This is a genomic window from Methanobacterium congolense (genome assembly GCF_900095295.1).
GTDB lineage: Archaea > Methanobacteriota > Methanobacteria > Methanobacteriales > Methanobacteriaceae > Methanobacterium_C > Methanobacterium_C congolense.
Genome location: NZ_LT607756.1, coordinates 2,083,043 through 2,098,400, shown reverse-complemented (window position 1 = coordinate 2,098,400; position 15,358 = coordinate 2,083,043). Strand labels below are relative to the sequence as shown.

Below are 15,358 nucleotides of genomic sequence, written 5' to 3'. Positions count from 1 at the left end.
TCGTCCCTAACTTTTTCTTTCAGTGCCTCTTTAAAACTATCTTTTATTTTTTCAAGGAATCCTTTTCTATCTTTTCAAGTATCCTTGGACTTAAAAATTCTTCTGAGATAAATTCTGGATAAACTGGAAGTCGCTCCTCCAATTGGAATCCTAGTTCCTCTGTAATGTTTTTAAGTTCATCGAGTTCTGGCCATGGTGCTTCTGGGTTCACGTAGTCCTTGCTTACAGGTGAAACTCCTCCCCAGTCATCTGCACCTGCCATTAGGAAGATCTGGGCAGTGTCCCAGTTGAGGTTAGGCGGTACCTGAACACTCACATCAGGGAAAAGGAGCTTTGTCACAGCCACCATCTTCACCATCTCTAACAATGAAGGTTCTTTAAAGTCCTGCATGGGTATTCCTGGTTTTGGTTTGAAGTTCTGCACGATTATTTCCTGTATATGTCCATATTTATCGTGAAGCCTCCTTATCTCAAGGAGGGATTCAGCACGTTCTTCTATGGTTTCTCCTATGCCTATCAGAAGTCCTGTTGTGAAGGGTATTTTGAGTTTACCTGCATTTTCAATGGTTTCAATACGCAGTTTAGGCTCCTTACCCGGACTCTTCTTGTGTGCAACTGTTTCCATAACACGCTGGCTTGTTGTCTCAAGCATGAGCCCCATGGATGCGTTGACTTCCCTCAAATACTTGAGTTCACTTTTTTTAAGAATTCCAGGGTTGCTGTGGGGTAAAAGATTCGTTTTTTTAAGGGTCTCATCACAAAGGAAGTAGAGATATTCCAACATACTCCCAAAACCCAGATCTTCAAGTGCCCTGGCAACCTGTACTGTTTCATCGGCATGTTCCCCAAATGCAAAAAGAGCTTCCCTACAGGCATATCCATCTGCAAGTATCAAGTCCTTCATCACCTCTGAAGGTTTCATGAGAATCATCGCCTCTGGATCTTCAGGTTTTCTTTTAAAGGTGCAGTATCCACATTCGTTCCTGCAAATATCTGTGAGGGGTAAGAAAACATTTTTAGAGTAGGTGATGGTTTCATGGATCCTTTTGGAATTTACATCCACCATCAAAGATAGCACATCATTACATTCGGCATTTAAAAGGGATATTATGTCTTTTTTTAGTAATTTGGGCATTAATATCATCCATTTAATTTATTCAGGAGATCTGTCATTGGTCCAATTGTTATTTCATGATCCATTACTTTATGAGTCACGTGAATAATCATGTTCTCTCTAAAAAAGATAAAAATTGAATTTAAATTTCTTCAATGAACGATTCATTGGAGTTGAAAATATTTTTTGCTTCAAAAATTAGGGGATGCACGGATTTAAGCTGCCCTGTTGGATACAACCAGTTCAACGAACATGGGGCCCATTCCACTTTTATCCTTCCAGAGTATTATGAAGAGAGCAATTTTACCAAGAACTCCCATCCCATATTCCACGTGGCAGTTCATGCCCTCGAAGGATTCCTTCATCCTCATGATCCCCTGGACATCAGTTTCTGCATTAACATCCACACAGGCCCGGATGCCCTCGTCCATTGCCCCTATAATGTCTCCACCTTCCTCTGAAATGATGTCAACCCTTCTGGCTCCCAGCTTTTTCATAAGATCTGAGAGTAAAGAGGGCATTTCCTGATGATCCACTCTCTTTTTTGACATACCTCTTACAATGAGTATTTGTGGACTGTCTATTGAGGGCCTTGATTTGTCGAAGGCCTCAAGTTCATACATTATCCTACCTGCAACCTCGTGTGTACGTGTCAAATCCGTTAGCCTCCATACGCTCTATTTCCTCTTTTAATTCCCCCATAGTGGCAACTTTTTCCGCAAAAGCATTGTGTCTGTGTATACTTTCCTCGTTAACCTGTCTAACTGTTACCATAGCATCATCAGGAAGATACGAAAACTCAGAAACGATCTTCTGGACCATGTTCCTAACGCAGTCCTCAACGAACTGAGGATTTTTATGGGCATGTTCCACAACTGCGTTTTCATCATCCCTTTTAAGGAGTTCACAGACAGGAGAACTCATTGAATCCTCAATGATCCGTATTATTTCCTCTGCACGCACGTTCTGATTCTCAGGAACCTCGATCATGATCATTCCTCGACCGCGCTGGTTGTGCGATGCAAATGAAACTGTTTCAAGAACTTTCTGGGTTGTTTCCTCATCCAAAAACTCAAGAAGCTTTGTTTTTGCAGATTCTTTGGTTGATTCCTGTGCACAGGGACACACAGTCATTCCAACAACTTCTGCACCAATCATCTTCCTTATTTTAACTCCCTTTTCATCCCTGTAACCAACGGAGTCTGCCATGATCTTGGTCATTTCCTGGGTCTTGATCTTGGTGACTGGAGATCTCTTCATGATCATGAACTCACTCTTCATGCTCACCTCAGCCCTCTTGGCATACTTATGCTTTTTAAGGAGGCAGCTCACCATTTCAGCACAGAGAGATTCAACTTCCACTGCACTTCCTTCCAGTGACTTTTCAAGAACTGCACTTATGGCTTCAGGGTTCCTTGACATGTGGATACCCCTCTGTGTGCTTGGAAGGTCAACGAATGCATCGAAGGTTGGTAAAAGAACTATTGGTCTTTTATCATCCCTTTCAATTTTTAAAAGTTTTTTTACCCCAGTAACTCCAACTCTTGTAAGGTACACAGGAATTGAGGGTATCTTATCCTGAGTATCTGGAAAACATGAATCCAATTTTTTCACCCCTAAATGATAGTTTTTTCATGATATTCAATTTTGGATAATATTCATAGTAGCATTAACGTATGGAATCTTTATTTGATTCATTTATTCTATCTAATTCATTTATAATTTATAAAAAATTTAAATAAATCCATCCCATCCACTTGGCTTGTGATATAATTAACTTAACTTGTATATAAATAAGGCTATAAAATAAGGTTATAAATTCTTTTAAAAAAATTACTTAAAAATTGGAATTTAAATAAACTTACTCTAAGCTGTATCCATTCTTTGAAATTATCCCAGATTCCCCTATTTTTACTTCAATTCAATTTTTACTCTATCAAAAATTCCTCTGTCATTGGGACAGCTTTGCCCGGAACTCCTCTGCAGTCACATCCTTTAGATTTTCAATGGTTATGGCCCTCGCACCGTAGATTTCATGGGCCCTCTTCCCAAGTACCTCTCCGGTTTTGTCCATTTCAACAACAACCAGAATCTCACTGGGATTGAACTGCTCGGTTTTTCGTTTTATATCATTTTTAACATGTTCAATCTTCTTTCCAACAGATTTAAGTGCTGCATCAGGTATCTTAGGATTTATGAGCTTCATATCCTCGGCCTGGAGAGGCACACCTGCAACGATTATGTGCTGGGCATCCACACCAAGCTTTGTAAGGGCTTTTTTGAAGTTGCTTTTGGTGGTGATGATCAAAAAGTTCTCTGAAAGCTTTTTGATCTCATCTTCCTGGTCTTCTCTTTCAATAACCCCAAAATCAGCAAGCATATCATCTAAATTCTTTCTAACATCAATTATCTTACTGCAGAATCTCTGAGCATCCTCTTCGTTGAGTACGTGAGAGGGTCTGCTGGTGTATATGAATTCTTCTGATTCAATCAGTTGATTCAGTGTTTTTCCAAACAATTCTGAATTGATCTTGCCTTCTTTTGGGCTTTTAAATTTCACTGCAGGGGTTCTGGATTTTCCAGCTTCCTCTAAAAGTGCCTGTGTCTGTTCAGTTCTGAATTTTTCCATAAAATCGCCTCAAAATTCAAAAAATGGTGAAAATGTATCTTGAATGTCTTTAAACAAGGTCTTTGTTTTGGGATCCACATCTTCCCTTTCCTTGTAAAGATAACTTTTCATATCCTTCATATCACTAAGTTCCTCAGTACTTACTTCAGTATTCAACACATTTATTAGTTTCACATTACACCTTCTGAGAACCTCAAGGTTGTAACCCCCCTCAAGTACCAGGACCATGGAGTCTGCAATATCCCTCATTTTAACTCCAATCCACGGAAAAAATGCATCGTCAATACCCATATTTGAGAGGGGATCCTCCAAGTGGCAGTCGAATCCAACATCCAGAAAATGGAGATCAGCACCAAATTCAGCTGCTGCAGGTTCCAGAATTCTATCGAGTATGTAGATGTAATCACATGTCCCTGATCTTGGAGGCATTGGAATGTTCAGGTTACAACCTTCCCCCTCACCTGCTCCAATTTCTTCCACAAAACCCCTTCCCGGAAAAATCGTTCTAGGGTCCTGATGAATGGAGATGTAAAGAACATCAGGGTCGTTGTAGAATATTTCAGCTGTCCCATTACCGTAGTGAACATCGAAGTCAAATATGAAAAACTTCTCTACACCATAAACCTCCCTGAGGTGCTCAATTGCCACAGCCATGTTGTTGAAGAAACAGAAACCCATGGCACTGTCTTTCGTTGCATGGTGTCCGGGGGGTCTTGCAATTGAATAAGAACAGTCATGTCCGTCTAAAACAAGCTTTGATGCAGTTATCGCACCTCCAGCCGCAAGCTTAGCTGTTCTGTAGGTTTCAGGGGATGCGAAGGTATCGAAGTCAAGGTAACCTCCACCTTCCCTGCAGAAGGAACGAATTATTTCAACGTGTTCTTCTGGGTGAACCCTAAATAAATCCTTTTTAGACGCAGGTTCAGGTTTTAAAACTGGAATTTCAGGTGTAGTCCTGGTTTTTATCTGTTCATAAAACGCATCCATAATGGAGGTTATCCGCGTGTTGTTTTCAGGATGATTTCCTGTTGAATGATTCTTGTAATCATCTGAGTATACAATGGAAATCAATTCAAGACCTCCAAACAAATATTCATGGTTGGATCCATAAAAGAACCCCCTATTGAGGATATGGAAAAAATTTCTTCAGTAGATTTCCTCAGTAGAATTATGTAAATCCCTGTTATTAATCCATTCGGTCTAAATTCCTTTGAAAAAATGTTTTTAATTGATTCAATAATATTAATTGATTCACTAATAAAATAAAAAATAATTAAATATAATTTGAATTATTTGAAGTTCAAATCCTCTTTCATCATTGAAACATAATCCAATTTCAGAGCAGGGATCGTTAGTGAAACTCACCCTAAAAGCACGGTTTGTTTTAAATAGATTGATATTGCGTATATTTTAATATTAATAAAATTTTAACCTTATTTTTTAATATTAACAATAATCTTGGGTTGAAATCCATACTGAAACCATTATTTACATTTGTGGTGGTAGCCTTTAAAAGTAGAAGTTCCAGCAATCTAGATCATTTTACTCGAACTGATGTCTTCTTTGACTATGTTCAGAACTGTTTGTGTGTATGTTCTCTGGACATCTGGTTCTTTAAGGAGAGCTTTTATAAATTCATCCAGTTCTGTTGTATCTTTAAAGCGTGTTACCAGGATGGCGTCAAACTCTCCAGTTACATCGTACATGCAGAGCACGTTCTTATGGAAGGCTGTTTTGTCTTCCCAGTTTTTTAGCATACCACCTTTAACACGAACTCCTATTATGGTTGTGAGGTTGTAGCCCAGTTTGCTGTGGTCGATGACAGGTGCGAATTTTTTGATAATACCCGTGTTTGTGAGTTTTTCTATCCTGTTGTGCACGGTACCTATGGAGATATCCAAACGTTTGGCTATTTTTCGGTAGGACATTCTGCCATCTTCATTGAACAAATCAAGGATTTTTTTATCGATTTCGTCTATGTCTGTTGTCTTCTCTTTTTCATCAATACTTTTCATACCTTTCACCATTTTACTGAACAATGTTTATTTTTTAAACATTTATTCTATAAATAGTTATACAATTTTTATAATTTTATGCAAACAATTTAAATATAAGTTTTGGCACTGTATTATATGGGGGTTAAAATGGAATTGTTAAACGAGGAAACCATAAGGATGAGATACATAGAACTTGTTAAAAAGGGAATGATAGATGATGAAGAGTGTAGCTCCTACACGAAAAACCTTAAAATAGATCCATGTGTCGTAAGGAAAGTTAAGAAGTTTGAGGACTACTTCGTTCCGGGAACAGTTCTTTTAAGTGAAAGGGCAAGTTATAAACTTCGTATTGAATACCCTGTTGAATAAACTCTTCAACCTAATTTTTATCTATTTTTAATCTATTTTTAAGGTTAATCTATTTTTAAGACAAACAACCGATCAACAAAAAAACTTCATCTAACACTATTTTTATGAGTATCTCATGATAAATGGAATATTCCAGTTCACATATATTTATTTTGCTTTTTTATAAGTGGGGTTCTCATCAACTCGCATTTTCGTAATCTACACAGAGAGTTTGAAGACTTCTATTTTATATGAGGTTAAATATTATTAAATATCTTATTAAATATCCATTTATCAAATATGAGATTATTTATCAAATATCTATGAAATTGAGAGTTTACCTGCATTGGTTATGGAATATTTTTCCAGGGAGTTGGATTTTTTAACCAAACCCAGATCCATAAGACTTTTCAAATGTTTATAAACCATCGCACGGGATATTTTTACTTCTTCACCAATTTCGCGGGCTGTCAAATCGTTAAGATAGAGAATCTTAAGTATTCTCATCCTTGTATCCGAGAGATCCAGCTTCAGAATTGGCAACCTTACGATTTTATTTTTATAACAGGTGAACACTCCATCAACACCAACCTTGTTGGCCACGAAATTTAAAAAAGGACCCAAACCTCTGCCGTTACATGCCACAAATACTTTTCCATGCTTTTTTGTGCCCCTGATAATGTCTTCAATTTTCATGCAGGCCTCGTATGGATCTTCTGTTTCTATTTTTATGTCTCCACCCTTGAGAAAATCTTCAAGATCGGTTTTCCTGTACTTTCCTTCATGTAAAATTATAATTCCTTCTGTCTGTGTTTTTCTTGAAGCATCGAAAAGGCAATGCCCATTTAAATTCGTTATCAATGTTTTCAAACCAAACACCCCCTGTCTCACTTCAATATAGAATTGTATAAGTTCAAAGTTATATAAATAGCAAGCTTCTTATAAAACGAATTTAAACCTCAATTCAACCAGCGTTAAATCAGATTTGGAATGATTTCATATGGGATTTCAGATTAAGATGTAAAAAAATAGGTGGTGTTAAAACTTGCAATCTAAAGGTACCGTAAGTGCAGAGGGTTTGTCAACTCATGAGTTGAATCTTGAGATAAAAAAGGCTTTAAAACCTGAAGAAAAACTTTTTTTGGAAAATCATGGAAAATTAGATTCTATAGCAGTGGGTTTAGGTGAAGATGCAGACATAATCGTGAATGGTGATGCAGGGGACTTTTTAGGGGCTCTTAACGATGGAGCTCGCATTGAAGTTCAGGGAAACGTTGGCAGGTACGTTGGAGACAACATGACCTCTGGTGAAATTATAATCAATGGATCCGCAGAGGAAGGTGTTGGCTTTGGAGTCTGCAAAGGAACTATAATGGTTTATGGAAATGCAGGGAACGCTGTTGGCCAGCTCAACAAGGGAGGAACCATAATCGTGGAGGGTAACATCGGTGATCTTGCAGGCCTCTACATGCTGAGTGGTGATATCATAGTTACAGGTGATGCTGGACTTGATACCGGTGACTGGATGATAGGCGGCACGATATACGTTGCAGGAAACTTTGAAACCGGTACAAATGCAGAAGTGAAGCCCCTTGAATCTGATGACAAGGAGAAGCTGCTGGAACTGTTCAAAAACTACGATATAAATACGGATATCATGGATTTTAAGAAAATAGAACCCAAAGATCTCAGACCATTTTACGGTAAACAGGACGATGAGTAGGTGTTGATACAATGAAACAGATACTATTAACAAAACCAACAGATTGTGATGGATGTAACGATTGTATTGATGCATGCACCAAGGCAACCGGTGAAAACACTTTATTCCTACATGAAATGACAAATGGGTACCATGCAGTAGTTTGCCAGCAGTGTTTGAATCCTTCATGTATCAAGGGATGCTTTAGGGATGCTATATACCGAGAAAATGGAATCGTAAAGATAGATCAGGACAGATGCATTGGCTGCAGACTCTGCATGCTTATGTGTCCAATAGGCAGTATAAACTGCACAGAGAACGAAATGATTAAATGTGAACAGCAGTGCACAGTGAACGGTGGACAACCAGCATGTGTTGAATCATGTAAAGCAGGATGTCTTGAAGTTGTGGATATAAAGGACTTTGCAACAGGCCTTCAGAGAGGCTTTGAGATGGAAGGCAGAATCTCTGGAAATTCAACCAAGGAACTGTCCCCTTCAGGGGATCTTGCATCCAACACAGAGGGACTCTGTGTGTTCTGTGGAAACTGTGAGATAGTCTGCCCAACCGACGCCATAAAGATCATCGACGACCATGCAGAGATCGACAAAACCCGTTGTATAATGTGCGGATCATGTACAGCAGCCTGCCCAGTACTTTTACCAACAAAAGGAGGAAGTATATGGGATCCAAGGACGATAGCAGATATAAGGTACACTTCCAAGGCAGGGAAGTACGTACTCCGTGGATTCGGTACCGAAAAACGGCTTCCAAGTTTCGATGACATAGTCATACTGCCTGCACAGGCCTCAATAGCTCCGGTTGACAAGTACCGGGAATCATGCAATACAAAGGTGGTTTTGGGCACTCGGAACGCTGAAAATCCCCTTGTAATGGAAACACCTGTCCTCATAGCAGGTATGTCATTTGGAGCCCTCAGTAAGGAGTGTAAACTGGCACTTGCAAAGGGATCAACCCTTGTAGGTTCATGCAGTAACACTGGAGAGGGAGGAATGCTTCCAGAGGAGCGAGATTTTGCTGATAATCTGGTTGTACAGTACTCATCCGGTAGATTTGGGGTTTCAGCAGATTACCTCCGCAGTGCAGATGCCATTGAAGTGAAGATAGGTCAGGGTGCAAAACCAGGTATGGGCGGCCATCTCCTGGCTGAAAAGGTCAGCCCCGAGGTTGCAAAGATCCGTGGAATACCCCTTGGAACAGATGCACTGAGCCCTGCAAGATTCCTTGACTCCACCAGGGATGGAGACCTTGCCAAACACATAGAGCTTCTCCGTGAGGTAACGGACTGGAAGGTTCCAATCATAGTCAAACTTGGACCTGGAAGGGTTGATGAAGATGTTAAGATCGTTGCAGAGGCAGGTGCTGATATAATCTCAGTTGATGGAATGGAGGGAGGAACAGGTGCAGCTCCAGAGGTTGTTATTGAGCATACTGGCGTTCCAACACTTCCTGCCCTTGTACAAGCTGTCAGAGGACTTGAAGAGATTGGTATGAAGGATGACGTGGATCTCATAATAACCGGGGGAATAAGAAGTGGTGCTGACGTTGCCAAGGCAATGGCACTGGGGGCCAACGCAGTGTACATAGGAACCGGTGCAATGATAGCGATGGGCTGCCGTGCCTGCAGGATGTGCTACACAGGTAAATGTCCGGTTGGTGTTGCAACACAGGACCCTAACCTCAGAAAACGGCTGGACGTTGATATTGCTGCCATGAGGGTTGCAAATTACATAAAATCAATTACAGAAGAGACCAAGATGCTTGCCCAGCTTGCAGGACATTCCGACATAAGGGAGTTTTCAACCGAAGATCTCAGAGCCTTGAATTCAAGCTCTGTGGACATAACAGGTTTGAGGCTTGTTGGAACATGAAACGTAGATTTACCAGTTTAAAAGTCTGAAAACTTCCTGTTTTCTATTTTTTCTATTTTCCAAACTTTTTTCAGTCAGAACAAGTATCAATCAGCTTATTCAATGTTTAAATTAATTCCTCCTCCGATATTTATTACCAACCTCTATTAAAATCACTGGATTTTAGATTCCTTTTTTTAAGATTCTTAAAAAATTTCTTTAGAAATGGAAATAAAAAAATAAAAAATAAAATCAGTTGTTACTCCTCAGGGAATGCTGACGCGTAGAGCCATGCTACGGCTCTGTAGAGGAAAATGTTGTAGTAGGGGTACACGACTAAAAGTGATATGATGGATCCAATAATTGGAATTATACCTAGTATAGTTGTTATAAATGCTACAACAAATCCAATCACTATCACAACAACGTACCACACTATGGTGTCAACCCACCCAATCTGGGATATTAAACCAAGTATTTCACTGAATTTAAATGCAGCGCCCAGTTCCTCGTAGTAGGCCATGTTGGCAATTGCAACGTAGAGTACTGGTGTTATAATAAGTAAGTAAAGCATTGCAACTAAAAAACCAACGAATCCGATTCCAGTGAACATTCCAAGTGCTGTTGATGGATACATTCCCGTACTTTGCATTGCCGTCATGGAGCTTATGGATGCCCACATGGTTATTATTGAACCTATCATGATCACTATTGCAGGCAAGCTGTAAACAATCCCCACCACGAGAACTTTAATTCCATCCACTATCATGTCCACCCATTCATCAAACTCTGGAAGCTCTTCCAGACCTGCTAAGGATGCTTTTAAGACTCTTAATAAATATCCCATTGCTATGAATAATGGAATGATTAAAAAACTGAAAAGGGTCATAAAACCAAGTATAAGAATTTTCTTCCAATTTGAAGAGGGATACTTAAGCGAGTCTGTCATAACGTTTCCAATGTCCATTCTATTTTACCTCCTTGTTTTATTATAAATTTTTTATGAAGGTATTACCATAAATAGATTTTGAATTTTAAGCCTTGAAAAATTTGTTATGGAATCTAAAAAATAGTATAATCCTTTTTTTAAACTCTTTTTGAGTTATAATAATTAAATATTCAAAATAAATTATGTATGTTTTCTAAAAGTTTCTAAAATTTTTCCAGAATTCATGAAAGATTTTATACTTAAAAAATAGAAAAAAATAGAAAAATTGGTTTAGTTATTCCACGGGTTCTATGGAGGTGAATAACAGTGCTAACGACCTTGCAAAGATCATGTACAAGTATGGATAGACCACAAGAAGTGCTAACACAAATCCTATTAATGGAATTATGTTCAAAATGGAAGCAATAATTCCACCAATGAATCCAATGACCATCATAACGATGTACCAAATTATGTAATTTACCCATCCAATTTTGGATATTATGCTTAATATCTCACTGAATCTGAATGCTGCTCCAAGTTCTCCATTGTAATAAGCCATATTTGCTATTGCAATTACTGCTACTAAACCGAATATGATTGCAAGTATGATTCCAACTACTAAGGCTCCTCCGGATAGGCCTAGTAATGCTGTAGGTGCGGCCATTGATCCAACGCCTTGTGTTGCTACCATTGAGGTTACTGCACCCCATGTACCTAAAAGTATCACGATTGCAGGAATTATGAAGTATACAAATTCGACCACAAAGATTTTAATACCGTCTATGAACATTTCTCCCCATTCATCGAATTCAGGAAGTTCGTCTAATCCGGCTAAAGATGCTTTTAGAACTCTAAATACATATCCCATTACTAAAAACACTGGAATAATTAAAAAACTTATTATGAATAAAATTCCTAATATAACAACTTTTTTCCAGTTAGATGATGGGTATCTAACTGAATCAGATACTATATCACTAATATTCATTTTTTTCACCTCTTTTTTAATTAATATGTGTATTATGAGATTATTTTCATATAAAATAGGATGTTTTAATCATAAGTAGCAAACTTTAATATATATGAATTAAAAAGAAAAATCTTCATTTTAGAGAATATTTTATTCTCTTTTTATAACCCCATCTCATTTCAATGATGAGTTATGTTGCACATTAGGATGCTTGTTTTTTGATCACTCCAACCATGAACATAACTACAAATAGAAAATCAAACAAAAATAAAAAAAATTTCACCATATTTGTGAATTTTTTTTTAAAAGGAAACAAAAAGGATAATGGGAATCATACAAAGAGAAAACAGAATAAAAAAGACGTAAAAACTTCCATCAAAGGATAGAAATAAAAAATAAACCCAAAAAACAACTATAAAAAGAAGAATAATAAAAAGAAGGATAATTTATAACCCTAAAGAGGTTTATAAAACTTTACAAGGTGAAGTAATGAAATGGTACGTAATTCTATTGGTAATTCTTATATTCTTTGGGGGTTACCTTTATATTTCAAGTGAAACTGGAGATGTTGCTCCTCTGGGAAGGTTGGCATTTGTAAAACTTGCAAATCCAGATATGTACCCTGGGCATCAACATTCAGAACTTTTAGCTCAATATGCTACTGAGAGAGGTTCTAAGTGTGCTCTTGTTGTGCATTACAAGGGAACTTCAAGGTACTTGAGTTACAACGAAAATGGAACATACATAATTGAAATGGCATTCGAATCATCACCCTCAACGACTATAGACTGGGGGCAGGTTGTGCAGTACTTCCTCTTTGGAGTTCCAGACGATGAATGGAAGATCATGGTGAATGGTAAGGAGTTCGACAACTACGAAGATGCATGGGCAGAGGTCATGAGGGAAGCCAAAGCGCACGGTCAGGAGGGGCCCATACCTATGGTATGGCACGGAACTGTAAGATCTGGAAGTGCGATAATCAATCCGGGATGCGGTTTCCCACTTTACTACTACGTATGCTGGAAGCAGTACGGAAGATTTGCAGCTTATTACTACGTACTTTCAGGTGAAATATTCCCGTACCTCAACAATCCCTACAGAAACTTCGAACTGCAGCATGCATCGGAACTTCAGTACTACTACACCCACGACATGCTGAACTACGAATGATGAAAAGATGAATGGTGAATCATGGATATATTAAGGATCCATGCCCTCCCCATTTCATCCCCATTCATTTGAATCATTCAAAACCCATTTTTTTCTAAAGTTTCAGTTCTTTTTAATTTTAATATTTTAAAATTTTGTTTTTTTTAATTGTTAGACTTCTATTTTTATTTTAGATTTTATTCCAGTAATCCAAATTCCAGTACTCCAGAACTCAATAATCAAAAAAAGGAAAAATAAGATGATGATATGTGTATTAAGTAAATTCCAGGTCACAATTTAATCTGAACCTTCAACAGAATCCTTAACATCCAGAACAATTCTTTTAAGCTCGGAAATATCTGCATCAGTTTTTATCCCCACTGGACTGAAATGGGTTCGTGAAACGAAGTAACCCTCATCTTCAATCCTTTCAAGAACATCCAAGAGTGGTGGCGAACTTATCTTCAGATTCTTACAGACCTTGTGGATGTCATAGTAACCTATAGGCGCTTGAGCTTCACTGTAACATGTTTCAAAGAGTTTGAGAACTTCAGCTTCTTTATTTAAATCCAGTTCATCAAGGGACTCAATCATGCTTCCTGTGAAATCCCTGTTGATAATGGTACCGCACCATAGTGGACCTCCAACCCTCAACTTACTTCCACATTCAGGACATTTCTCTGGAATTTGAGGGGTCAAACCATTGAAAACAATTCTTTTAAGACATTTATCACAGTGTGCTATGTAACCAAGGTTTTTAAGTGATTCATCAGTGTTCTTAGCACCTTTACCAACTGTTGCGTAGATCCTCATGTAGTGTTCTGTGCTGTGGGAGAACTTGACCTCAATGAACTTCTTGTACTTGGCGAAGGTCCTTGCCATGAAACCTGCAAGTATCCTTATGCCGTTCTCGTGACAGTAATCAGTTTTCAGGGGCATGGAACCATATTTACGGATACAGGGTTCGGTGTAGGTACCGCAAAGTGCTGAAGTATCGGTTGCAGTTGCACATATCATGCCTCCTGCCCTTAAAACTGCTGCAGCAGATTCTATGTAAGGTGAGGGTGTTCCAAATGGGTCTATGTCCACAACATCAAATTTGCCTTTGCATCTACGCAGCATTAGATTTGCATCTTCCCTGTAAACATTTACATTTTCTGTTCCATTGTTTTTAATATTTTTTTCTGCAAATTGAACTGCAAGGGGGTTTAAATCAGTTATAACAACATTTCGAACCTTTTCTATTTCCTTGGAGTATCGTATGCCCCGTATTCCAGTACCTCCAAAGGAGTCGCAGATACTGATACCATCAGCATCCTGACTGAAAACAGTTATGGCTGCAATTGAAATATCCCTGTTGAGTTCCATAACTGGATTATAAAATACAGGGGCTTTAGCTGATACTTTATCAAAATGAGGCACTTTTATTGTGACTTTTCCTTCATGAATGGTTTCTTCATTTATACGCGTTTCATCCATCTTCCTGAACCACCGGTGATAAGATTTAATTATTTAACCTTGAATATTAGTACTCTAAGTGAATCTTAATAATCATTGTACATGTTGAACATGGTATCTAACTATGTGTCAAATTTTAGCTTATGTCAAAATTATGTCGGTATTCAATTATAAATTGGAGGAATTATTAAATGCACAACCTGTTTCTGGACAATGGATCCAATGGTAAAAACAACTGGTGGAGATACCTTTTAACTATAATCATATCTTGGGGTGGGGGGATACTGGCCACCGGGGTATTGGTAGCAGTTTTAATGGTAGCGTTCATTTACATGGTCCCAAATACTTTTTATCAATTTGATCTGAATTCCCTTGTATCAAATGGGTTGTTCCTCCTTATCATAGTGTTCATTGCCTATGCGATCTCATTTTTACTCTTCTACCTGTGTGTAAGGTTCATGCACAAGAAAAAATTCACATCCCTCATAAACACCACAGGAAAATTTGATTGGATGAAACTTTTGAAGGGTGCAGGTATCTGGACGGCTTTAATGGCAGCACTGACTTTTATCCCACTTTTAACAACTGCTCAGGACTACCAGATAACCTTCAACCCAAAAACCTTTGGATTACTCCTCATTCTGAGTGTCATTGCATTTCCGTTACAGGCTTCCTTTGAGGAAATATTCTTCAGAGGGTACCTAATGCAGGCTGTTGGGCTTCTCTCCAAAAAACCGGTTATTCCGTTGCTTGCAACATCTATTTTATTTGCTTTGGTGCATTTTTTTAATGGAACAGACCTTCAAATGAGTGTTATGATGGTTGCAGGTACCTTGGTAATTGGTTTAATGTTGGGAATTATAGTCCTGGGTGAAAACAGACTAGAAACAGCTATGGGGATTCACATAGCAAACAACATGTTTGTGGCTCTTATTTACAACTCGACTGATTCAGGGCTGGGAAACCTGCCCTCAATAATTACAGTGCAACAATCAGATGCTGTTACAGGAACCATAGGCATTTTCATAGCTGCAGTGGCAGTGTTAATCATCCTATTTTGGAATAAAAAATCTGAACTTCGTAGGGTGTTCCAGTGGAATGACTGATCCATGCATGAGTTCACTGAGAATTACCAATATTTATATAAAATCTCATCATAACCTTTGACTGGTGAAACCATGCCAGAACT

Annotated in this window: 15 protein-coding genes; 5 read left to right on the top strand and 10 right to left on the bottom strand. The window is 38.3% G+C overall.

The features are described from left to right. Positions 1 to 43: 43 nt before the first annotated feature. From cofG to MCBB_RS09925, 6 genes are all read right to left on the bottom strand, one after another. Entirely contained in the window at positions 44 to 1,135 is a 1,092-nt protein-coding gene (cofG, locus tag MCBB_RS09950; RefSeq protein WP_071907620.1) for a 7,8-didemethyl-8-hydroxy-5-deazariboflavin synthase subunit CofG, read from the bottom strand. A gap of 194 nt (positions 1,136 to 1,329) precedes the next feature. After that, entirely contained in the window at positions 1,330 to 1,770 is a 441-nt protein-coding gene (locus MCBB_RS09945; RefSeq protein ID WP_071907619.1) for a DUF2120 domain-containing protein, read from the bottom strand. Next, positions 1,742 to 2,719, bottom strand: coding sequence for a GTP cyclohydrolase MptA (gene mptA, locus MCBB_RS09940; protein ID WP_071907618.1), 978 nt, complete (start codon positions 2,717 to 2,719; stop codon positions 1,742 to 1,744). The genes MCBB_RS09945 and mptA overlap by 29 nt, the downstream gene beginning before the upstream one ends. A 346-nt stretch (positions 2,720 to 3,065) precedes the next feature. Next, on the bottom strand, positions 3,066 to 3,743 hold the full coding sequence (locus tag MCBB_RS09935; RefSeq protein WP_071907617.1) for a DUF2100 domain-containing protein: 678 nt from the start codon (positions 3,741 to 3,743) through the stop codon (positions 3,066 to 3,068). Between the two features lie 9 nt (positions 3,744 to 3,752). Next, positions 3,753 to 4,814, bottom strand: a complete 1,062-nt coding sequence (locus MCBB_RS09930) for a histone deacetylase family protein (protein ID WP_071907616.1) — start codon at positions 4,812 to 4,814, stop codon at positions 3,753 to 3,755. A gap of 461 nt (positions 4,815 to 5,275) precedes the next feature. After that, positions 5,276 to 5,758, bottom strand: coding sequence for an Lrp/AsnC family transcriptional regulator (locus MCBB_RS09925; RefSeq protein WP_071907615.1), 483 nt, complete (start codon positions 5,756 to 5,758; stop codon positions 5,276 to 5,278). Between the two features lie 129 nt (positions 5,759 to 5,887). Here MCBB_RS09925 and MCBB_RS09920 point away from each other — a divergent pair, with 129 nt between their 5' ends. Further along, the gene (locus MCBB_RS09920) at positions 5,888 to 6,109 is read left to right on the top strand and encodes a hypothetical protein (protein WP_231916354.1); all 222 of its coding nucleotides are present in this window, start codon (positions 5,888 to 5,890) and stop codon (positions 6,107 to 6,109) included. Positions 6,110 to 6,409: 300 nt separating this feature from the next. On the opposite strand, the gene MCBB_RS09915 is transcribed toward MCBB_RS09920, so the two are convergent. Then, a complete protein-coding gene (locus MCBB_RS09915) occupies positions 6,410 to 6,967 on the bottom strand; it encodes an ArsR family transcriptional regulator (RefSeq protein WP_231916353.1) in 558 nt (185 codons plus the stop codon). Between the two features lie 166 nt (positions 6,968 to 7,133). Between MCBB_RS09915 and MCBB_RS09910 the strand changes: the two genes are divergently transcribed. After that, a complete protein-coding gene (locus tag MCBB_RS09910; protein ID WP_071907612.1) occupies positions 7,134 to 7,811 on the top strand; it encodes a GltB/FmdC/FwdC-like GXGXG domain-containing protein in 678 nt (225 codons plus the stop codon). A gap of 11 nt (positions 7,812 to 7,822) precedes the next feature. Further along, complete coding sequence (locus tag MCBB_RS09905; protein WP_071907611.1) at positions 7,823 to 9,682, top strand: glutamate synthase-related protein; 1,860 nt, start codon at positions 7,823 to 7,825, stop codon at positions 9,680 to 9,682. A 238-nt stretch (positions 9,683 to 9,920) separates the two neighbouring features. On the opposite strand, the gene MCBB_RS09900 is transcribed toward MCBB_RS09905, so the two are convergent. Together MCBB_RS09900 and MCBB_RS09895 are read right to left on the bottom strand one after the other, a co-directional pair. Next, positions 9,921 to 10,628 (bottom strand): DUF4013 domain-containing protein, encoded by a 708-nt coding sequence (locus MCBB_RS09900; RefSeq protein WP_071907610.1) that lies wholly within the window; start codon positions 10,626 to 10,628, stop codon positions 9,921 to 9,923. Positions 10,629 to 10,884: 256 nt separating this feature from the next. Beyond that, positions 10,885 to 11,580, bottom strand: a complete 696-nt coding sequence (locus MCBB_RS09895; protein ID WP_071907609.1) for a DUF4013 domain-containing protein — start codon at positions 11,578 to 11,580, stop codon at positions 10,885 to 10,887. Positions 11,581 to 12,051: 471 nt separating this feature from the next. Between MCBB_RS09895 and MCBB_RS09890 the strand changes: the two genes are divergently transcribed. Continuing rightward, a complete protein-coding gene (locus tag MCBB_RS09890) occupies positions 12,052 to 12,732 on the top strand; it encodes a hypothetical protein (protein WP_071907608.1) in 681 nt (226 codons plus the stop codon). A 276-nt stretch (positions 12,733 to 13,008) separates the two neighbouring features. Here MCBB_RS09890 and MCBB_RS09885 read toward each other — a convergent pair whose 3' ends face one another. Continuing rightward, positions 13,009 to 14,190, bottom strand: coding sequence for a tRNA (guanine(10)-N(2))-dimethyltransferase (locus MCBB_RS09885; RefSeq protein ID WP_071907607.1), 1,182 nt, complete (start codon positions 14,188 to 14,190; stop codon positions 13,009 to 13,011). A 170-nt stretch (positions 14,191 to 14,360) separates the two neighbouring features. On the opposite strand from MCBB_RS09885, the gene MCBB_RS09880 reads away from it, so the two are divergent. Further along, positions 14,361 to 15,275 carry a CPBP family intramembrane glutamic endopeptidase gene (locus tag MCBB_RS09880; RefSeq protein ID WP_071907606.1) on the top strand — a complete coding sequence of 305 codons (915 nt, stop codon included), beginning with the start codon at positions 14,361 to 14,363 and terminating at the stop codon, positions 15,273 to 15,275. The last annotated feature ends 83 nt before the right edge of the window (positions 15,276 to 15,358 follow it).

Coding starts and splice junctions, on each gene's coding strand:
- cofG (WP_071907620.1), bottom strand. CDS start 1,135: ATGCCCAAATTACTAAAAAAAGACATAATATCCCTTTTAAATGCCGAA.
- MCBB_RS09935 (WP_071907617.1), bottom strand. CDS start 3,743: ATGGAAAAATTCAGAACTGAACAGACACAGGCACTTTTAGAGGAAGCT.
- MCBB_RS09925 (WP_071907615.1), bottom strand. CDS start 5,758: ATGAAAAGTATTGATGAAAAAGAGAAGACAACAGACATAGACGAAATC.
- MCBB_RS09920 (WP_231916354.1), top strand. CDS start 5,888: ATGGAATTGTTAAACGAGGAAACCATAAGGATGAGATACATAGAACTT.
- MCBB_RS09905 (WP_071907611.1), top strand. CDS start 7,823: ATGAAACAGATACTATTAACAAAACCAACAGATTGTGATGGATGTAAC.
- MCBB_RS09900 (WP_071907610.1), bottom strand. CDS start 10,628: ATGGACATTGGAAACGTTATGACAGACTCGCTTAAGTATCCCTCTTCA.
- MCBB_RS09895 (WP_071907609.1), bottom strand. CDS start 11,580: ATGAATATTAGTGATATAGTATCTGATTCAGTTAGATACCCATCATCT.
- MCBB_RS09890 (WP_071907608.1), top strand. CDS start 12,052: ATGAAATGGTACGTAATTCTATTGGTAATTCTTATATTCTTTGGGGGT.
- MCBB_RS09885 (WP_071907607.1), bottom strand. CDS start 14,190: ATGGATGAAACGCGTATAAATGAAGAAACCATTCATGAAGGAAAAGTC.
- MCBB_RS09880 (WP_071907606.1), top strand. CDS start 14,361: ATGCACAACCTGTTTCTGGACAATGGATCCAATGGTAAAAACAACTGG.